This window comes from Shimia sediminis, assembly GCF_003990645.1.
In the GTDB taxonomy this organism is placed as follows: Bacteria; Pseudomonadota; Alphaproteobacteria; order Rhodobacterales; family Rhodobacteraceae; genus Shimia; species Shimia sediminis.
The window spans coordinates 79,924-99,564 of the sequence record NZ_RYZK01000002.1; the positions used below are offsets into that span (position 1 = coordinate 79,924).

Sequence of the window (19,641 nt, forward strand, 5' to 3'; positions counted from 1 at the left end):
CGCTTATGCAGCGCCATTCTGATTGGAGGAAATCAGATGCACGATACAGCTCTGCCGGACGTCCCGGAAATCACAGACGAAGACATTGAAGCGCGCCTCAAAGTTGGCCTTCGCAATCAGTGGTGGGCTCTTTGCCCGTCAACCATGCTCCAAGACAAACCGATTTCGTTGTTCAGGTTGGGATACCGGCTTGTTCTGTGGCGAAAGCTGGACGGATCGGTCGTGATTTTGGAAGATTTCTGCCCGCATCGCGGAGTACCACTGTCTCGCGGCATTGCGATGGATGATCGTATTGCTTGCGGATACCACGGTGTTCAAGTCGACGAAACTGGCACCGCCGTCAGTGTGCCCGGCAGCCCGGGGTGCAAACTCGAAGGTATGAAGTGTGTTCGCACATTCCCTGTTGAAGAACGCAATGGCGTAATCTTTGCCTACCTCTCAGACAAGAACACCCCCAATCCCTCGGCACCCCCCTTGGAGTTGCCTGAACAGCTGACTTCGCCGGAGTACAGTTCATTCATCAACTACTGTGAGTGGTTTGCCGACTATCGCTTTGTTATCGACAATGTCATGGACCCGATGCACGGCACCTACCTGCACAAGCAATCGCATTCGATGGCCGAAGGAGAAGCCTCGGCGGACTTTGTGATTACTCCGACTGAAACCGGCTTTATCTTTGAAAAAGAGGGGCAGCGTGGCGTCAACTTCGATTTCGCCGAATGGGGAGAAACCGGATGCCATTGGATGCGTTTGGAAATCCCCTATCCAAAAACCGGCGGTCCTGGCGGCAACTTCCACATCGTTGGAATGTTTACGCCATGTGAAGACGGCAAAGTGGCCGTGTTTTTCTGGCGCGCCCGCAAAGTCGACGGCTGGCAGCGCGACACTTGGCGGTTCCTGTACAAAAACCGACTGGAAGCGCGGCACCACCACGTTCTGGAGCAGGACCGAGTGATGTTGGAAGACCTTCAGTGCGATCCACGTGGACGAGAGATCCTTTATTCGCATGACATAGGCCTTGTCAGGTTGCGCCGCCGCCTGGCCAATCTCGCGCGGGAACAGCTGGAAGCCGAAGCGCAAGCCAACGCGGGCTAACATCGTTTGCTAATGCCGGAACGCGACCACGGCGTTCCGGCCCCAGATGGCCCAGGCCTTTCGCGCCTTTACCAATGCAGGAAACTCATCATGTCCCATACAGCCGGGGAGCAGGCCCAAAACTTGATTATGCGCGTACAACGCATGGAGTGGGCTGCGACAGACGTTATTGAACTGGAACTACGCCTGCCTGATGGCAGCGAGATACCCACCTACCAACCTGGGGCACACATTGATCTGGAACTACCAAACGGGATTACCCGAAGCTATTCGATAAAAGGCGACCCAGCGCAAAGCGATCGCTATGTCGTCGGTGTCGGTCTGGATACTGCCAGCCGCGGTGGGTCAAAATACATTCACAAAAACATGCGCGTTGGCGATGTGATCAACGTATCTCGACCACGCAATCATTTCCCGCTCATCGAGACCGCAGAAAAGGTGGTACTGATCGCCGGTGGCATCGGTGCCACCCCCATGGTCTGCATGGCGCGTCGTCTGTCAGAACTGGGGCAAGCCTGCCAACTTGTCTATGCCATCCGCAGCAATGACCGGGCGGCGTTCCTGACCGAATTGCAAGCGCTGGATATCGACCTGCGACTGCATATCGACAATGAAAACGGCGGCCCGATCAACCTGGCGGAAGTTATCTCCGACCAACCGAAAGGCACGCATTTTTATTGTTGTGGCCCTGCGGGTATGATGACCGCGTTCGAGACAGCAACGGCAGATCTGCCTGACGAGAACATCCATGTTGAGTATTTCGCGCCCAAGGTGATCGAAGATGTCACCGAGGCCAATGGCTTCACCGTGGTCCTGAACAAGTCCGGTAAGACCGTCGAAGTCGACGCAGAAGAGACGGTGGCTGAAGCTATTCAAGCCGCTGGCGTCAAAGTGGATTTATCTTGCGAAGATGGAATTTGCGGCACCTGCGAAACCCGCGTTCTAGAAGGCGTGCCCGAGCATCGTGACTCGGTCCTCACTAAGAAAGAACAGGAAAGCAATCGAACAATGATGATCTGTGTTTCCCGCTGTGCAGGGAAGCGTCTGGTCCTTGATCTTTAAACAATTGCACATTGAAGAAGAAAGGAAGACCCATGTCTGCAAATTCGACCAATTTCCCCACGGTTGAACCGGATGATGTTCAGATCCCTGAGGGTAAGTCGCTGGGTGAATGGATCGAAAGCCGCGTCGCGCGCTACGAGACGCGTACGCTGGACTGGAATGCCCTGAAGTTTCAGGCTGACCATGATCCCAAATACAAACGTGCTCAAATGCGCTATATCGGGACAGGCGCAACTGGTGTGTCCAGTGATGACAATGTTGTGCCAGCCGAACATTTTACCTTTTCCACAATGGTCCTGCCCGCCGGTTGCGAAGGCCCGAGCCACATTCACCGTGATGCGGAAGAGGTGTTTTTCATCCTCAAAGGGCACAAGATTCGCCTGTTTATCGAACATCAGGGTGAAGAGATCGAAACTGTGCTGACCGAGCGCGATATCATTTCGGTTCCTCCAGGAGTATATCGTGGCTTGCGCAATGAAGGCATCGAAGAAGCGTTGATGTGTGTGATGATCGGCAATCCAAAACCTGTCACGCCGACTTACCCGCCCAATCATCCGGTGTCCAAAATCAAGCGCCCAAAGCTCTGATCTAGATCATTGGGGGGCGCAGCTTGCTTCGCGCCCCAGCCCCTTTTCGAAAGGCCTTAAATGCTACTCAGGAACCGCACAATTTTGCTGACCGGCGCCGCCCGCGGTCTTGGTGCCGTGATCGCTGGCACTCTGGCTGAGCATGGGGCAAATCTGATCGTCGCTGATGTCTCCGAAGATGATGGGCGCGCGACGGCAGAGCGCGTTGGGGCCCGGTTTGTCGCCGTCGATCTCGGAGATCCGGATTCCATTGGCAGACTGGCAGGAACTGTGCGCGAAAACACGGGCGGAACCCTCCACGGTCTGGTTAACAATGCAGCCATTGCCACTGGCATCGGCGGCGTTCCCTTTGATGAGATAGAAATTGACAGTTGGGATCTGGTTCAGCGTGTGAATGTGCGCGGCACTTGGCTGATGACCCGTGCTGTGGCCTCCATGTTGCGGGCCTCCGGATCGGGCCGGGTGGTCAACGTGGCCTCGGACACCGCTCTGTGGGGCGCGCCGAACCTGATGTCATATGTCGCTAGCAAAGGTGCCGTGATTTCGATGACACGCTCTTTGGCGCGCGAGCTGGGGCCGGATCAGGTTGGTGTTACAGCGATTGCGCCTGGCATCCTGGCCACCCAATCCACTGACTATGTGCCGCAAGAACGACACGACGCCTATGCCAATGGCAGCGCCGTCCCGGGGTCGCAAACGCCCAGAGACGTAACTGACGTTGTGGCGTTTTTGTTGAGTGAAGGGGCGTTGACCCTGACCGGGCAGATCCTGCCGGTCAACAAAGGCTTTGTGTTTGCGTGAGGTGATATTGAGTTTTCAAACACATACCCCACTCTCGGTGGAGTACCTCGAAAGCGAAGGTGACGGTCCTGCGGTCGTCCTGTTGCACGGGATCGGATCAAACGCGGCGGCGTTCGGGGCAGTGATGAGACTGCTCCCCCAAAGCTGGCGTGTGATTGCCTGGAATGCTCCAGGTTACGGCGCGTCGGACTCGCTGCAACAGGACTGGCCCACTGCCGAAGATTACGCCGACGCTCTAAAGGGTTTTCTGGACCGCCTTGACCTGGCCTCTCCCTTTTTGGCCGGGCATTCCCTAGGCACGCTTATCGGTGCCGCGTTTGCAAAAAAATACCCTGATAGGTTGGCGAAACTACTACTTGCCTCTCCTGCGCTTGGGTACGGTGTTGAACCCGGTGGCTCGATGGACCAAGCGACACAGGCGCGTATCAATGACCTTTCCAACCTTGGTGCTGATGCTTTCGCTCACAGCCGAGCTGCACGCCTTGTCTATGATGCTGCCAACAATCCGGATGTTGTTGAGCTTGTCCAGGGCGGCATGTCCAAGGTGCATCTTCGTGGATATTCACAGGCGGCAAAAATGCTTTCGTCAGGGCGTTTGCTCGATGATGCCGCATCTATCACGGTGCCAACCAACGTGCTGGTTGGTTCAGGAGACGTGGTGACCCCCCCCAGCTCCGCTCTGAAAACACATGCCGCGTTGAATCCAGACATTCGGGGCTCTCTGACCCAGCTACCGGTTACTGGCCACGCCATTCACCAACAAAACCCCGCGGCGTTTGCTGCTGCCCTTCAAACCCTCGCTGAGCCCGGCTCGGCGTGACGAAAGGACCATGAGATGACCGAAAAAGTACGTGTTCACAGTTTACGCGGGATCATGATGCGTGGCCCGGCGATCACCGAGACATTGCCCTTTTACGAGGACCTGTGGGGCCTGAGTTTGTCTCATGCCGAAGATGGCACCGCGCTCTTGCGAGGAACCGGACCGGAACCATTTCTCTATGGTCTGACAGATGGCCCCGTCTTTGGTATCGACTATGTACATTTTGCCATGGACGACCGGGTCACGATGGATGCGCTGCACGCCCAGGTTTCCGCCAAGGGGGCAAAAGTTCTTGGTGATCCTGCTCTGTTTGATGATTTTGCCGGTGGCTATGGGTTCGAGATTCTTGACCCTGACAACCGCCGCCTGCGGTTTCGCACAGAAGCTCGCACGCTTGAGGATACTGGCGACTTTGCGAAGCCACGAAAAATAAGCCATGTGGTCCTGAACACTCCGGACATGGAAGGTCTGCAGGCATTCTATGAAGGCGTGCTTGGGTTTCGTGTGTCCGACTATTCGGCTGACCAGATGGTTTTCCTGCGCTGCAACTCGGATCACCACTCGATTGCCCTTGTTCGCGGACAGTATCCTTCGGTCAACCACGTGGCCTTTGAGATGCCGACCATGAATGAGTTCATGCGCGGCATCGGTCGCATGAAACACAAGGGACACGTGCCTTCCTGGGGCCCCGGCCGCCACGGGCCGGGCAACAATCCCTTTGCCTATTTTGTGTCTCCGTCCGGCTTTGTGATCGAGTTCACGACCGAACTTTCATTGATCGACGAAGAAACACATCAGGCGCAGGTTTGGTCACGAACGGACCCCGAAGCCATGGACCAATGGATGACTGCAGGCCCGCCAACAACCGCTCAGCGTGCGTTGATGCAAGGTCGGCCCGACCCAGGTTTTCCTGAGCTCCTCAGCCAAGAGGGCGCGACGTGATCAATTTCGACTATGACAACCGGGTTGCAGTGGTGACAGGCGGATCTTCAGGCATTGGGCTTGCAACGGTAAGAGTGCTCTTGCGTTCGGGCGCCCGGGTCGCGCTTTGCGCTCGCAATGAAGGACGCCTGAACGATGTCCTCAGTGTCCTGCAGCGGGATTTCGGTAACGACAAGGTGTTTGCCAAATCCCTTTCAGTGCTTGAACCGGAAGAGGTCTCCAGTTTTGCCAAGGATGTTGAAAACCGGTTCGGCCAATGTGACCTGCTGGTCAACAATGCCGGACAAGGACGGGTTTCAACTTTTGCAGACACCATGGATGACGATTGGCGGGCCGAGTATGAACTGAAGCTCTTCAGCCAGATCTATCCGATCCGGGCCTTTCAGCCGATGCTCAAGCAGGCAAATGGTGCGATTGTCGCCGTCAATTCGCTTTTGGCTTACCAGCCGGAACCGCACATGGTCTGCACCTCTTCGGCGCGGGCAGGTGTGCAGAACCTGCTGAAATCTCTCAGCATTGAGCTGGCACCGGATATTCGAGTCAATTCCGTACTTTTGGGTTTGGTTGAATCCGGCCAATGGACCCGGCGCTTTGCAGAACGCGAAGACCAGAACCAAAGCCGCTCCGAGTGGTATGGCATTCTGGCAAAGCAAAAAGGCATTCCTCTTGCCCGATTGGGCGATCCCGTGGAAGCCGCCAACGCTATCGCCTTTTTGGGCTCAACCAGTGCCAGCTACATCACCGGTGCGCAGCTCGAAGTCTCGGGCGGCCTGTCGCGTCATATTTAAGGAGCCGACCAATGAAACTCGGGACTATAGACCAAACGGAATCCGTTGGCGACTTCATTGCCCGCTACCTGGCTGAAATTGGAGTCACAACAATTTTTGGGGTGATATCAATCCACAACATGCCGATCCTTGACGCGATCGCCCGACAAGGGAAAATCCGCTTTGTCCCAGCGCGTGGAGAGGCCGGGGCGCTGAACATGGCGGATGCATATGCACGCGTTTCGGGCAAACTTGGCGTCTGTGTGACATCCACAGGAACCGCTGCTGGGAATGCTGCAGGGGCCCAAGCCGAAGCACTGACCGCAGGCTCTCGTCTGCTCCACATCACGACGCAGGTCGACACCGAGTTTGCCGACAGGGATCGCGCCGCCATTCATGATGTGCCCCGCCAGCCCGAAATGCTGAAAGGCGTTTCCAAAGCTTATTTCAGAATGTGGGATGCGAATGGCGTTATTGGCGCCCTGGCTGCCGCGGTCTCAGCCGCATGTTCAGCCCCAACTGGCCCAGTTAGTCTGGAGATCCCGGTAGACGTGCAACGTAGCCCTGCGATCAAGGAAACTCGGATCAGCAAACCCCGCCCGATCGTGCCGCTTGCCTCGGATTCGGTGATTGCCGAGATTGCTGATCTGGTCAAATCTGCCAAACGTCCCCTGCTTTGGCTCGGCGGGGGGGCTCGAGAGGCAAGCTGGCAAGCCAGAGAGTTGATGGCAAAAGGTTTTGGTGTCGTGTCCTCTACCAATGGCCGCGCCATCGTGCCGGAAGACGAAAAAGCCAGTCTCGGAGCGTTCAACATGACGCCTGAAGCGGCTGATCTCTTCGCCACTTCTGACCTGATGATTGTCGTCGGATCAAGGTTGCGGGGCAATGAGACGCGCAACAACAAGATGCCGCTGCCAAAACCTCTGATCCAGATCGACGCCGAGGCTTATCAGGGCGGACGCAATTATCCTGTAGAGATATTCGCACACGGTGATGCCACTGACACCCTGCAACGTTTGCTTGATCTGCTCCCGGATACACTCGACATTGATCCCGAGTTTGGCTTTGATATCGCGAAAGCCCGGGCGATGTCCGAAGGGCGGCTTCGAGACACTCTTGGCCCATACCGCGAACTTGCAGACGTTCTGGCTCAGAAGGTTCTTGCAGGCGGGCATCCTTGGGTTCGCGATGTGACAATATCCAATTCAACTTTTGGCAATCGCTACATCCCGTTCTCCAAACCCCAACACGGCGTGCATGCATTGGGCGGCGGGATCGGTCAGGGTGTGTCCATGGGAATTGGAGCAGCTATTGCTTCTGACGGCGCCAAGGCGATCACTCTCTTGGGCGATGGAGGCACGATGTTGGGGTTGGCAGAAATGATCACTGCAGTCGATGAACAGGCGCCCTTGGTCTATGTTCTGATGAACGATCAGGCCTATGGCGTCATTCAAAACATACAGGACGCTCAATACGACTGCCGAAAGCACTATTCGGCCTTGGCAGTTCCGGACTTCGAAACTTTCTGCAAATCAATCAACATGCCGCACCGTTCTGTGCGGGACATTCGGGATTTTGAAGAGGCGTTTGATGCCGCCGTCGCCGCAAAAGGTCCGCAGGTCATCGAAATCGATATGTGCACGATTGGGCCTTTTGCTGAAGCTTTCTCAGGGCCGCCCGCCGGTGCTGCTGGCAATAAGGTCTAAACCATGCGCCTTGCGTTGATTGGGTTTGGCAACATTGCCACGACGTTGCTCGGGCTGTTGCAAAGCACTCAGAAATTTCCCTTGGAGAATCTGACCATTGTCAGCAGCCCAGGGCGAGAAAAAGCGATTGAAGCCGAGGCATTGGCCAGGTTTTTTGACATCGCAGATACGCTGAAGGTCGTTTCAACGACACAGGATCTTTTGGCAACCCGCCCGGACCTTGTTTTGGAATGTGCTTCCCATACAGCGGTCAAGACACATGGCGTTGCCGTTCTCGCGCAGGGTGTCGACTTTGTATTGGCCTCTATCGGAGCCCTATCAGATGCCAGACTTGAACTGGACCTGATCCAAGCCGCTGAAAATGCAAAGTCTCGGCTGGTGTTACCCGCTGGCGCCATTGGCGGTATTGATCTTTTGGCTGCATTGCGTCCAGCGGGAAACCTGCAAGTGACCTACCGCGGGATCAAACCCCCGAATGCCTGGAAGGGTACCAAGGCCGAGGCGCAACTGGATTTGGAGAGTGTTCAGGAAAAGACAGTGTTCTTTACAGGCACAGCCAGGGAAGCGGCCTCTGCCTTTCCCAAAAATGCCAATGTGGCGGCAACTCTGGCGCTAGCAGGTGCCGGGTTTGATCAGACGAGGGCCGAATTGGTCGCGGACCCGAACGCCGCTGGGAACATCCATGAATACTCGGTGACCTCCCCCCTGGCACACTACACTCTACGGGTCGAAAACCAACCCTCCCATGGCAACGCCAAAACGTCGGTTTCGACTGTGTACAGTTTGCTACGGGAAATCACAAATCGCATTGGCCCGCTGGCCATCTAGAGGACAAAACCATGTTTGAACTCCCCCAAGGCAACCTGTTCATCGCCGGTGAATGGGAGCCAGGTTCAGGTGCCGAGATCACTTCGATCTTTCCGGCTGACGGTACGGTAAACCGGATCTTCCATGGTGCTTCGCGCGAAGATGGTTTGCGCGCCATTGCCCGGGCCAAAGTAGCACAAGCCGATCCTGCCTGGCGCCAGATGTTGCCGCATGAGCGCGCCAAATACCTGTATGCAATTGCCGACGGCATTGAAGCTAACTGCGATCGTATCGCCTATATTCAGAGTCGCGATACCGGAAAAACCCTGCGTGAAACCGCACTCCTGGCCAAATCAGCCGCCGGTACGTTCCGGTATTTTGGCGCCGTCTTGGAGACTTCGGATGAGGCCTTGACCGTGCAGCGAGGGGGCGCACTGACCATGTCGGTTCATGAGCCCCTTGGCCTCGTGGCAGCAATCACTCCGTGGAACTCACCGATCGCCTCTGACGCTCAAAAAGTGGCCCCTGCCCTGGCCGCGGGAAACGCAGTACTGCTGAAACCTGCCTCGTGGTCACCGTTGGTGAGCCTCGAATTGGCTCGGATTGTCGAAGAGGCCGGGTTGCCAAAAGGTCTGCTCTCGGTTCTGCCCGGCGCAGGACGCGAGATCGGAAACCTCCTTGTAGAGCATCCCGACATCGCAAAAGTCAGCTTTACAGGAGGGACGGAAACAGGTCGGTCGCTAGCCCTGAAAGCCGCGGAAAAACTGATGCCCGTCTCCCTAGAACTGGGAGGTAAGTCACCGACGATCGTGTTTGACGACGCTGATATTGACGTGGCAGTTGCAGGCGTAATGTTCGGGGTGTTTTCTTCAACCGGTCAAAGCTGCATTGCGGGCGCGCGCTTGTTTGTGCAACGCTCAGTCTACGACCGGTTCATTGAGCGTCTGGTATCGTCGACCCGGGCCCTGGCAGTTGGGCATCCTTTTGACGAGGAAACACAAGTCTCCTGTATGGTGCACCCCGACCACCGCGACAGCGTTGCGGACTTTGTCCAAATGGCAAAGCAAGAGGGGGCAACGGTGCTGTGCGGCGGCGAAGAACCTCGGGGCAACAAGTATCAAGGCGGCGCCTACTACCTGCCAACCATTCTTGCGGATGTACCGAACACAGCCCGGATTTGCCGCGAAGAGGTATTTGGTCCTGTTCTCGTTGCATTGCCATTCGATGATGAAGCAGACGTCATCGCGCAATCAAATGACAACGACTACGGTTTGGCCTGCGGGGTTTGGACCGGTGACATGGCCAAAGCCTGGCGCATCGGGCGCGCGATCAACAGCGGCACGGTCTGGGTCAACACTTACAAGCAGTTTTCAATATCCACACCTTTTGGAGGTGAAAAGGACAGCGGAATGGGACGAGAGAAAGGACGAGATGGCATTCGCGCCTATATGGCACAGAAATCCTTCTATTTCGACCTGACTGGGCAGCCCAACCCGTGGTCCGACGCGCAGACCGGATCTTCCTGAAACGGCACCGTGAGCCGCTGGTCAGCTATCCTGCTGGGAGTGCAACCAGCGGCTCCCGGTGAAACCCAGCGCGATCGATGCGTCGCGGGCAGCTTTGACAACTGATTCCCGAACTCGGTCCGCGTCCTCGTTTTTTGAGTCGGCAAACAACTCTTGCGGACCCGACACATTCAAACCGCCTGCCGGCGCACCACTGTGATCAAGAATCGCGGCGCCGCACGACCCAATGCCGCGTTCAAAGTTCCCCGAACTCCACGCATACCCCAGTTCCTGGTCCTGGTGAGCCTGTTCCAGTAGCTGATCGACCGACACGGGCGTCTTGTCGGTAAGCGCAGTCAGAGTATGACCTTGAAACAACTTCCTTATGTCATCTTCGGGCATTTCCGACAGGATGGCCCGGCCGATGGAAGAGGCATGAGCCGGCAACCTGGAGCCTGCGTGCATGTTACTGACCAGATGAGTGTTGGGCGCTTCGCGCGCGAGATAAACAATATCGCGACCATCCAGGATACCCATATGCGCCGACAACCCTGTTTCCGCCGAAAGCGTTTCCAGAATGGGTTGCGTGACGCGGACGATGTCGCGGGAATGTATGGCCTGCGCCGCGAGACCAATCAGGCCAGGTCCCAGTCGATAGCCTGCGCCCTCCTCGATCTCCTCGATCATCCGGCTGGACAACAACGTGTGAATCAGCCGGATCAGCGTGGTGCGATTGATCCCCAACTCTTTGGACGTCTTGCTTATGTTGCGGCCCCGGTTGCCATTCCCGATGTACCGCAGCAGTGCAATTGCACGCTCAACTGGAGGAACAGAGTAGCCAGTGTCAAGTTTCGCTGGTTTCATGCACTGCCCCGTGACTGCTGCTTCATATGAGGTTTCCGGTTCTAATATGACACGCCTGTTCATATTAGAGCAATTGCCTTCAGCAAGGGATACAGGCGATCGACCTGAGAAATCGGCCTTGAAACACTGGCACAGGCAGATGGACTTGTGGGGTATTGTCGAACGGTCTCAGCCCCGGCTCAGTGCAAGCAGCCACTCTGCCAGTCTTGTACCTCACAAAGAATGTTCTCTTCTGTGTGCAAAGCAGAACTGCTCAACTCATTTTGTGCCTTAGAAGAGGAACAGCCTTCCCAATACCAGAGATGGTGAAAACAGGGGTGGAGGTGGAGGTGATGGTTTGGTACGGCAGAACGCTGGCGCCCTGCCATATCTCCCCCAAGTCGGGATAATCTAAAAGCCCAATCAGTGTCTTCGGATCAGTACCCTGTCCCTTTGACCACAACCTTCAACGTCAACAGCAGAATGAGAATGTCGAGTTTGGCTGAAACTGAGTTCGCATAAGTGAGGTCAAATTCGGACCGCGCGGCAAAGGTGCTCTTGTTGCGGTCAGTCACTTGCCAAAGCCCGGTGATGCCCGGACGCAGTCGGTAATAGGACGTACCTGGATACAAGCAGCGCTGTTCCGGCATCATCGGACGCGGACCTACAACACTCATGTCACCTCGTGCCACATTCCAAAACTGAGGAAGTTCATCGATCGAGAATTTTCGAATGAAACGACCAAACCAAGTAATGCGCGGGTCGCGTTTCAGCTTTTGGTTCTCACCCCATTCGTGGCGGGATTTAGGGTCATTCTCAAGAAGGTCCTCCAGCACCTTCTTGGAATTGGGAACCATGCTTCGAAGCTTCCACATCTTGAAAACCTTGTTACCGAAACCGACCCTTTCCTGCACATAAAACGGATTGGTTCCGTCTAACGCAATGACGAGCGCCGAAAAGACGACAATCGGTAAAACAAATGGTGCAACGAAAAGCACGACACAGATGTCTAGCGTTCGTTTTCCCAGGCGGTTGTAAAATCCTTGATTCCAAGGCAACGCCAGCTTGATCCGGGGCCTACTTGCGTATTCGGATCGCTCCCAGTCTTGATAACTCAATGGTTGTCACTCCCCCCAAAGAAATGAGCAATCTACGGCGCCATGAATGTGAATTGTGACGTGTCAGCCCCCAAACACGTCATATCTTCGCCATATTGCTGTCACAATTGGTATCACTTTCGCCGCAATTCGACCATTCCAAGTTTGGAAAAAACAAATTGAAGATAATGACTTATCAGGATTTTCACTGTTTCTAAGTGCAACTGTATTGCTTGAGGAAACAGTCAGATTAGAAACTGGCACATTGTCTGTAAATGAGCTCTAAACTTGTTGAATTATCATAAAAAAAGAAACAAATTGTTATCCGCCTCAATAAGCAGAAGTTGTGTGAAAAATGTCTTTTTTGTGACTTTGCCTGACGGGATTCACACGACGAGGTTCACCGCTGCGGCGTTCCATTGCCCTGCACGCGGTCGCGATTCGCAATGAACCACGTCACGGAACACAACAATGCGACGAAAATCATGCCTTCAGGTCGATTAAAAAACGCTGTGCCCAGAGATCCAAGGAAAACCGAGGCGTATCCCGCTAAAACGGGTAGCCTTGCGGGACACTCACGTGCACGCAGAACAAGCGAAACCTGAAAAGCGAAAACACCGAACCACAAACACAAGCCAACGAACCCGAACTCAAAAAGAATTCTCAAAAACTCGTTATGGGCATGAACAGTCAAATCTGGCGCACGCACATCGGGCCCATGGCCAATCAATAGCTGAACGGGACTTGCGCGCGTCGTACCGTAAAGGTGAGATGCCCAGATGTATAACCGTGCAGAGAGAATGTCCTTTTCACGCGCGGTGTATTCTTCAGGTGGTTTGATCAGCTCTGAGCTGCTGCTGGTTAATGTACCGATCTCGTCAAACCGATCACCAACCAACCTTGGAACCACCTCGGGGGCCACAAGCAGAAGTACGAGAGCGATCACAGCAAATTTTCGTAACGCATGCCGCTTAGGCTGTGTGGCTTGAATGACGATGACAGTGATCAAAGGCAGGGCGGCAATGATCATGGTCCGATAATTTGCAATCAAGAAACTCGCAACCATAAGAAGCAACACTCCAAGCACGTCGCGCCGACGTTGCCAAGGATAGATCGCCACGAGAAACAGGGCACCCATGAGAACCAAAGCGAACACTGCCTCGTGTCCATAGACCCCGATATAGCTGAATGACCCGTCTGGCCCCACTTTTGGCGCCCTTAGCGCAAAGGACAGGGCCTGCCCCGCCAATGGCAGGGAAAAAACCGAAAGCAGGCATCCGACGACAACTCGAAAATCATGCAAACCGTACGCTCTGAAAAGCAACAAGGCGCAGGCGAGAAAATAGCACCACGTCACCACAAACGAAACAAGCTCGACGTATTGGCCGTTCAGAAAACCACTCAAAGCACCCAGAGCAATGATGGCGTAAAAGGGCAGTATCCAGCTAACCCGAAACATCCGCATTGGCATGGCCAGAATGCAGACTGCAGTCATAATGATCGTCCCAAGAGCGACCAGAGAAAAACCAGCAACACTCGTCTTGACCCCCACTTCGCCAAGTGACGACAAAGCGAACCGGCCCCAGATGATGATCATTGCAAGCTTTGACAGCCTGTCAGTTCCGAAATTGCGAAGTTGCACGGACAGAAGGGCAAGGCTGGCTGGTATCAGCAGGTATATGGCAGCTTGTAACACGGAACCGGTCCGAAATACTCAGCAGTCAAGTCGCGTTCGGCGGTGGCAAAGACAAAGGCCGTCGAGTTGTGGACAAGGGTACCGTAACGGGAGTCATCTCTTTGGTTGGAACTTTGTTGATGGCTACGGCAGTGACGTTCAATCCCTCAGCCTTGAGGAGATCAATGCTATGTTTCAATTCTTCGGTGCCGGTCTTGTTCCACTCACATGCCATAATGACATGATCAGCCAACAGACCGAATTCGATGAATTCGGGCGACGATAAAGCGACTGGCCCATCTACAATGATCGCGTCCGTTCGCCTCATTTCTCGTTGCCGTTTCTTCAAAGCGTTTTCTAGACCACCGTTGCTTTCCAGTGAATGCACTGCCTCTTCAGAGTAGTCTAGAAAACTAAATTTTGATTTGCGAAACTCTTCCGTTCCTTCCAGTTCCGAAATGCCACCTTGGGCCGGATCTGCGTTAACCAATAGCGTCTCATACCCCCCCGCCTCATACGCCTCCGCCAAAAGCAGGCTAAGGGCCGATTTACCTTCTCCCGGAGCAGTTGAGGTAATCATAATGACCTGAACACCGTTGGTTTCACGCCCCGATATCCGCAGTCGGAGCCAGTTTACAGCCCGAAGCAAGTCAGAACCCGAAGGCTGACGGGCCTTGTTAAGAAGCTCGATCGGCGATTTCGCGCCACGCACATAGGGGATTTGTATGACTGATGACACACCGGTTTGGGCAGAGACCGCAAGCGGAGTTCTAACGCGCCCAACGGACCCACCTGTCAAAACGATCAGTGCTAAAACAAACAAGCCGCCGCCAACACCCGCGACAGCTGCCATCTTCTTTTTCTGCGGTGCAACTGGATGTACCGGAACTTCGGCATATGACACGATAGAGGCTTCGGGCGCCTGGAGCAGGCTCTGTTCCCGTACTTCCTTCAGTTGAAGCAAGAACCGGTTGTACACATCACGAGACGCTTCAGCCTCTCTTTCAAGTTCGTGAAACAAAAGCTCCTTTTGCCGCGAGTCGGCAAGCGCACGACGTGCCGATTGCAATTCGGCTCTAAGAGTCTCGCGTTGTTCAGCAATGATCTCGCTGCGAATATCCAACCCTGAAAGAGCTCGCTCAATCTGTTCGTCCAGTTGCCTGGCGACCAGATTGCGTTCCTCGATCGCTTTGGCAACCCCGGGATGATCGTCGTAGCGCGCTTTCAGGTCAGCGACTCGTGCTTCCTCTTCACTTAGTTCCCCAATTAGCTCGGATACAACGGCAAGGTTAAGGATTTCGGTTAATGCGATGTAGTTTGAGGTTTCAAACAGCTCCCGAATCTCGTCTGTCCGAGCCTTCAGGTCAGATGCCTCTGTCGTGAGACGGGCCAAATGAGCATTCAGCTCTTCAATCCGAGGTTCCAAATCTTGGGTCATTTGTTCGCCAGAATTCAAAGTGTTAGTTCGAAATTCAGCTACTTTTAATTCTGCTGCGGCGACATCAGCCCGGAGTTCTGAAACCCTTTCCTCCAGCCATACTGTCGCCTTCCCGCCAGCCCGCGCGTTCTGCTCAAGCTGCTTTTCAAGATACTCTTGAGCGATTTTATCACTTATCATCGCAGCCAGCCGCGGGTCGCTGGACTGAGCCGCGACCTCAATAACAAATGATTCCCCAAGAACCTTGGAGGTCACCTTTGAGCGAAGCCCTCTTACTGTGCCAGCAAGTGGGTCGCTGGGTCGCAATGGGTCAGCCATTTCAGACTCGAGCTGGTCTGCCTTCCCCCTAACAGTTGCAGCAATTCCTGAGAGCCAGTTTTTTGCGCGATCCGAGATCCCCTTGTCGCGCAGAGCTGGGTTGAATTCCGCGCGCTTGTTCAACTCCAGGTCCTCGACAACTGCCCTCAAGACGTCATTTGACTTCATGACAATCACGGCGCTTTCCGAAAGTGCCGCGTTGACTGGACGTTGTTGTACGGAGGTCGGCATCTCAATGACCATCCCGCTACCGCCCAACAATACATGTGTCTTGGCCCGATAGATGGGTGTTACGTACAAGAGCGCGACAAAGGTTATCGCGGCTGCAAGAATACTTCCAACAACCAAGGCCCACCGGGATTGCCAGGCGACGCTCCACAAAGTGGAACCCTCGTCATGCATTTGTCCAGCGGTCGAAGTTTGTTGGTCGTTTGATGTGTAAGCAGGTGTTCCCGATCGCTCCATAGGAAACTATTCTCAACCCTCAATAGACATTCAGCACCCACCCGAGACGCAACTTACCTGCTTCCGACGTAAACTGGCAGGCCTAATTTACAATTTCGCGAAAAATTGTGCCAAAATCCTCAACCCTTTGGCACTCCTATTTGAGCTTTTGGGTAAAAAATTCCTGCGAAAACCACCCCTGTACAATCCTCTGATCCGTGAGACGGACAGACCCGATAAACACACATCTTCATGTGACGAAGCCGCCCCTCACTCCGAGCAACAGCGGCCTCGACCGCAGATCTATGTGGCAGTAGCCTGCTGAGCTTCAAGGCTTTCATTGGGCTTTTCAACTGTAGTTGGCATTTCGCGCGCAAAATGCGCGGACTGATCTGAAAACCCGTGCTACTCTTTGGCACAGACCTGGAACATTGGGTGCATTTCCCCTTTAATTCTTGGGTCTTCAGGCAGGTAAACGATGTTTGGACTGCTCCCCTGCTCACAGTCAATCATGTCGTTGGGCACTTGTGGTTCGCCATTAAAAACAGAGTTATGAACAAAAACTGTGGTCCCCTCACACTCCTTGAACCAGAAAAGAATGCCTTCTCCTTCTCGCCGAATACTTGCATTGACGAGATAATGAGGACCGGGGCGCCAATATCTTATCGGTCGGTACCCTGGGCCTGAGATTGTGAGATCAACCAGCTGCGACATGCGCGCCTTGTTGTCGATTGCGGCGTCTGCGTTCCAGTTCATAATGGTTAAGTTTTGCGCATAAATCGCCTCGGCCCCATCCAGAACAAGCCCGTCATAGTTTGTGTTCGCGTATGAGATCCAATGCGGCCAATTCGGGTCAATTGTTACGTTGACGAGAAACAATTCCATATTTGGACTGGCTTTATGCGTTTTGATTCCCCCTCCAAACTTGGTTTTTGAACGAAGATCGGAAACATGGACATTCAGTAACGCAGCCCGAGGATCGAATGGCAGTTTTTGATCGCGAACCGACAGCGCATAGCGCGCCTCAGAAACCATTACCCCATCTAACACCATGGGCGCCTCAACCTCGACACGCCCCTCAAACTCCCCTGACAAAATCGGAACTTCCGCCAGATTTTTTTGTATCCACCCGGCTGCCAGAGAGTCTTCACAGGTTGCCCCAACTACGGGAAGCTCGCTGTCTCGCTCCTGTCCTTGTGCGGGCAGCCCAAACCACAAAAAGGGAAGGGAAAGAGCAAAAGAAAAACAAACGACCCAAAACTCCTGGCGCGCGCAGAATCTGCCCTTGCAACGGTTTGCGGGGATTTGTTTTTGATCGTCGTCACCAGCGACTTTGTCTTTACCGCTGTTCATTGTGGGTTTTGAAGAATTGTTGAGCATTTTCAGGGCTGCCGTGACTTCGATGCCGTTCCTCTTTGCTCTGATTTTTTCCTGACAGTTTTGGCAAAGTGGTTAACAGTCGCCCGAAGCCCTGCGTGTTTGAGTGACGCTTGAAGATAGCGCATTTTACCGCTTCGATGTGTTATGAACGCCAACAGGTTTCCAGCAATCCGCTGCCGATAGGCCTCTTCACCCAACCAAGCGCGGTGCTTGACGACCGCAGCGGCCCGAGTAAGCAGTTCCTCCGGCGTCTTATCCCGCGCTAGCGTTGTTATGCGGTCGTGCCCGGTTTGCCTAATGTAAAGCGGCTGATCCACAAAGGCGATCGGCTGACGCTGCACCAGCCTGACAAACAAATCCCAGTCCTGCCCACGAGGAATGGCTGGATCAAACTTCTCTGACTTGAGAACCTCACTGGTTGCAAGGAGGCCGCTGGTCCCGCATGGCGTGCGGTACTTTAAGTGTTCTTCCCGCACTTCTTGCCAACCCTTCGGTGGCCTTGGCGCCCCAGATGCCTCACGGCTTGTACAAAGACATGCCTCGTAGCTGTCGCCCATGGCAGCGATTTGAAGCTCCAGCTTGTTTGTAAGCCACACGTCGTCGTCATCAAGAAACGCAATCAGATTGCCCAAGGCCATCTCAATGCCGCGGTTGCGGGCAACGTTTGCGCCACCTTTCTCCTCGAGTCGCTCCAGCCTAACCTTCGGACCGAACTTCTTCAGGACCGCTTCCGGGTCGTGGCCAGACGCATCGTCAACAACAATGACTTCAGAAACTTCGACGGTTTGCTCCAATGCACTTCGCACGGCTTGCTGCAACAACTCGTGGCGATCACAAGTTGGAACGACGACACTGATCTTTAGCTCAGCCATCTGGCTCCTCTGACAATTCTCACTGCATGTATTATTGCCTGGATTTCACAAAGTATGACCGGAAAACACAATGGTTCATGAGGATCGGCCATCAGTATTCTGGTTCACCTTTTCTGGCTCGACGGGCTTTCGTTTTTTTAGTTCAGCCCAAGTGTCAGCGTCAGAGTGAAAAACCAACATAGCGCTTTCTCTGCGTGTCCCATCAGTATTTAGTATGTATGCATAACCACCGCGTCACAAGCACCACGGTTGTGAAGGCCCGTGGCTTAATGCCTGCTAAGGAGAAAAGGGGAGTATTGGGTTTGCACATTGCCGTCATCGGACTGAGAGGTGTTCCAGACGTCATGGGCGGTATCGAAACCCATTGCGCTGTTTTGTTACCAAGAATGGTTTCCCAAGCGGGCAACAAAAACTTGACAGTAACCGTTCTGGCGCGACGTCCGTACGTAACGCAATCCAAAAACCACGATGGTATCAGGCAAATCCCGCTTTGGTCACCGCGTCACAGTCGTCTCGAAACAATTGCCCATACATTTGTTGCCGCATTCTATGCGCGTTTTGTGTTGCGCGCAGATTGCGTACATTTGCATGGAATTGGACCCGGTCTCGCTGCACCGTTGTTCCGCCTGTTTGGATTAAAGCTGCTTTTTACACACCACGGCGAGGACTATAAGCGACAAAAATGGGGACGGTTGGCAAAAGCAATGCTGCGCGTCGGCGAAGTACTTGCCGTCACATTTGCCAACCGCGTTATTACAGTTTCCATGTCCACAGCCGAGTCTCTTCGAGAGCGCTTTCCACAAAAAGCGGACCGGATCACCCATATTCCGAACGGGATTACTCCACCGCGGCAGATAGAAAATGTTGATTCTGTTTTGGAAAAGCTAGGTCTCACATCTGGGCAGTACATTATCACTGTCGGACGGCTTGTACCGGAAAAGGCGCAGGACGATCTTGTCGAGGCCTTTGAACGCTCGGAGCTCTCCAAAGAACACGTGCCTCTCAAATTGCTGGTCGTTGGCGCTGCCGACCATGAAAGCGATTACACTCAGCAACTAACTGCCAGGGCCAATCAAAGCATCATCTTCGCCGGACGCCTGCCAAGAGACACTGTCATGGCGCTTAACCAACAAGCTGCGTTGTTCGTTCTTCCATCCTATCACGAGGGGTTGTCGATCGCGGCCCTCGAAGCACTCTTCTCGGAAGCCCCCATGTTGCTGAGCGATATCAGGCCGAACCTCGATATCGGACTCCCGGAACACCACTATTTCAAGACCGGTTCCATCTCCGATTTGAGTGAAAAGCTTGCGGCTAACTATGAAAACTATGTCGTGCGAAACTTTGATCCCACAGTTTTTGATTGGGCCAGGATCGCCCAACTCACGCTTAATGAATTTGAAGAATTAGCCCCGGCGGGAGAAACTCTTTTGTCCCAGGACAACTCGGCTGCGAACACCAAAGGGATGTCTTGATTTGAAAAAA

At 54.2% G+C, this 19,641-nt stretch carries 17 protein-coding genes; 11 read left to right on the forward strand and 6 right to left on the reverse strand.

Annotated elements, in window-relative coordinates:
* The first annotated feature begins 36 nt into the window (after positions 1–36).
* The 10 genes from EK369_RS04940 to EK369_RS04985 all read left to right on the forward strand — a co-directional run bounded on the left by EK369_RS04940 (position 37) and on the right by EK369_RS04985 (position 10,113).
* The gene (locus EK369_RS04940; protein ID WP_127112598.1) at positions 37–1,095 is read left to right on the forward strand and encodes a Rieske 2Fe-2S domain-containing protein; all 1,059 of its coding nucleotides are present in this window, start codon (positions 37–39) and stop codon (positions 1,093–1,095) included.
* Positions 1,096–1,185: 90 nt separating this feature from the next.
* A complete protein-coding gene (locus EK369_RS04945) occupies positions 1,186–2,157 on the forward strand; it encodes a PDR/VanB family oxidoreductase (RefSeq protein WP_127112599.1) in 972 nt (323 codons plus the stop codon).
* A 32-nt stretch (positions 2,158–2,189) separates the two neighbouring features.
* On the forward strand, positions 2,190–2,744 hold the full coding sequence (locus EK369_RS04950; RefSeq protein ID WP_127112600.1) for a cupin domain-containing protein: 555 nt from the start codon (positions 2,190–2,192) through the stop codon (positions 2,742–2,744).
* Between the two features lie 60 nt (positions 2,745–2,804).
* The gene (locus tag EK369_RS04955; protein WP_127112601.1) at positions 2,805–3,545 is read left to right on the forward strand and encodes an SDR family oxidoreductase; all 741 of its coding nucleotides are present in this window, start codon (positions 2,805–2,807) and stop codon (positions 3,543–3,545) included.
* Between the two features lie 7 nt (positions 3,546–3,552).
* Complete coding sequence (locus EK369_RS04960; protein ID WP_127112602.1) at positions 3,553–4,365, forward strand: alpha/beta fold hydrolase; 813 nt, start codon at positions 3,553–3,555, stop codon at positions 4,363–4,365.
* A gap of 15 nt (positions 4,366–4,380) precedes the next feature.
* Entirely contained in the window at positions 4,381–5,307 is a 927-nt protein-coding gene (locus EK369_RS04965; protein WP_127112603.1) for a VOC family protein, read from the forward strand.
* Complete coding sequence (locus EK369_RS04970) at positions 5,304–6,095, forward strand: SDR family oxidoreductase (RefSeq protein ID WP_206198034.1); 792 nt, start codon at positions 5,304–5,306, stop codon at positions 6,093–6,095. The genes EK369_RS04965 and EK369_RS04970 overlap by 4 nt, the downstream gene beginning before the upstream one ends.
* An 11-nt stretch (positions 6,096–6,106) precedes the next feature.
* Positions 6,107–7,780, forward strand: a complete 1,674-nt coding sequence (locus EK369_RS04975; protein ID WP_127112604.1) for a thiamine pyrophosphate-binding protein — start codon at positions 6,107–6,109, stop codon at positions 7,778–7,780.
* Positions 7,781–7,783: 3 nt separating this feature from the next.
* Positions 7,784–8,608 carry an aspartate dehydrogenase gene (locus tag EK369_RS04980; protein ID WP_127112605.1) on the forward strand — a complete coding sequence of 275 codons (825 nt, stop codon included), beginning with the start codon at positions 7,784–7,786 and terminating at the stop codon, positions 8,606–8,608.
* An 11-nt stretch (positions 8,609–8,619) separates the two neighbouring features.
* Positions 8,620–10,113 carry an aldehyde dehydrogenase gene (locus tag EK369_RS04985; RefSeq protein WP_127112606.1) on the forward strand — a complete coding sequence of 498 codons (1,494 nt, stop codon included), beginning with the start codon at positions 8,620–8,622 and terminating at the stop codon, positions 10,111–10,113.
* A gap of 21 nt (positions 10,114–10,134) precedes the next feature.
* On the opposite strand, the gene EK369_RS04990 is transcribed toward EK369_RS04985, so the two are convergent.
* From EK369_RS04990 to EK369_RS05015, 6 genes are all read right to left on the reverse strand, one after another.
* Entirely contained in the window at positions 10,135–10,956 is an 822-nt protein-coding gene (locus EK369_RS04990; RefSeq protein ID WP_127112607.1) for an IclR family transcriptional regulator, read from the reverse strand.
* A 416-nt stretch (positions 10,957–11,372) separates the two neighbouring features.
* On the reverse strand, positions 11,373–12,053 hold the full coding sequence (locus tag EK369_RS04995; RefSeq protein WP_127112608.1) for a sugar transferase: 681 nt from the start codon (positions 12,051–12,053) through the stop codon (positions 11,373–11,375).
* Between the two features lie 379 nt (positions 12,054–12,432).
* Complete coding sequence (locus EK369_RS05000; protein ID WP_127112609.1) at positions 12,433–13,629, reverse strand: O-antigen ligase family protein; 1,197 nt, start codon at positions 13,627–13,629, stop codon at positions 12,433–12,435.
* 124 nt (positions 13,630–13,753) lie between these two features.
* Entirely contained in the window at positions 13,754–15,706 is a 1,953-nt protein-coding gene (locus EK369_RS05005; protein WP_206198035.1) for an exopolysaccharide transport family protein, read from the reverse strand.
* Positions 15,707–16,312: 606 nt separating this feature from the next.
* Positions 16,313–17,260 (reverse strand): hypothetical protein, encoded by a 948-nt coding sequence (locus EK369_RS05010; protein WP_164726876.1) that lies wholly within the window; start codon positions 17,258–17,260, stop codon positions 16,313–16,315.
* 29 nt (positions 17,261–17,289) lie between these two features.
* Positions 17,290–18,159 (reverse strand): glycosyltransferase family 2 protein, encoded by an 870-nt coding sequence (locus EK369_RS05015; RefSeq protein ID WP_127112612.1) that lies wholly within the window; start codon positions 18,157–18,159, stop codon positions 17,290–17,292.
* A gap of 344 nt (positions 18,160–18,503) precedes the next feature.
* On the opposite strand from EK369_RS05015, the gene EK369_RS05020 reads away from it, so the two are divergent.
* Positions 18,504–19,631, forward strand: coding sequence for a glycosyltransferase family 4 protein (locus EK369_RS05020; protein ID WP_164726878.1), 1,128 nt, complete (start codon positions 18,504–18,506; stop codon positions 19,629–19,631).
* The last annotated feature ends 10 nt before the right edge of the window (positions 19,632–19,641 follow it).

What these genes read in the sequence shown, in the direction of transcription:
- EK369_RS04990 (WP_127112607.1), bottom strand. Translation starts at nt 10,956, where the DNA reads ATGAAACCAGCGAAACTTGACACTGGCTACTCTGTTCCTCCAGTTGAG.
- EK369_RS04940 (WP_127112598.1), top strand. Translation starts at nt 37, where the DNA reads ATGCACGATACAGCTCTGCCGGACGTCCCGGAAATCACAGACGAAGAC.
- EK369_RS04945 (WP_127112599.1), top strand. Translation starts at nt 1,186, where the DNA reads ATGTCCCATACAGCCGGGGAGCAGGCCCAAAACTTGATTATGCGCGTA.
- EK369_RS04980 (WP_127112605.1), top strand. Translation starts at nt 7,784, where the DNA reads ATGCGCCTTGCGTTGATTGGGTTTGGCAACATTGCCACGACGTTGCTC.
- EK369_RS04975 (WP_127112604.1), top strand. Translation starts at nt 6,107, where the DNA reads ATGAAACTCGGGACTATAGACCAAACGGAATCCGTTGGCGACTTCATT.
- EK369_RS04985 (WP_127112606.1), top strand. Translation starts at nt 8,620, where the DNA reads ATGTTTGAACTCCCCCAAGGCAACCTGTTCATCGCCGGTGAATGGGAG.
- EK369_RS05005 (WP_206198035.1), bottom strand. Translation starts at nt 15,706, where the DNA reads ATGGTCATTGAGATGCCGACCTCCGTACAACAACGTCCAGTCAACGCG.
- EK369_RS05010 (WP_164726876.1), bottom strand. Translation starts at nt 17,260, where the DNA reads ATGAACAGCGGTAAAGACAAAGTCGCTGGTGACGACGATCAAAAACAA.
- EK369_RS04965 (WP_127112603.1), top strand. Translation starts at nt 4,381, where the DNA reads ATGACCGAAAAAGTACGTGTTCACAGTTTACGCGGGATCATGATGCGT.
- EK369_RS04955 (WP_127112601.1), top strand. Translation starts at nt 2,805, where the DNA reads ATGCTACTCAGGAACCGCACAATTTTGCTGACCGGCGCCGCCCGCGGT.
- EK369_RS05000 (WP_127112609.1), bottom strand. Translation starts at nt 13,629, where the DNA reads ATGATCATCATCTGGGGCCGGTTCGCTTTGTCGTCACTTGGCGAAGTG.
- EK369_RS05015 (WP_127112612.1), bottom strand. Translation starts at nt 18,159, where the DNA reads ATGGCTGAGCTAAAGATCAGTGTCGTCGTTCCAACTTGTGATCGCCAC.
- EK369_RS04950 (WP_127112600.1), top strand. Translation starts at nt 2,190, where the DNA reads ATGTCTGCAAATTCGACCAATTTCCCCACGGTTGAACCGGATGATGTT.
- EK369_RS05020 (WP_164726878.1), top strand. Translation starts at nt 18,504, where the DNA reads ATGGGCGGTATCGAAACCCATTGCGCTGTTTTGTTACCAAGAATGGTT.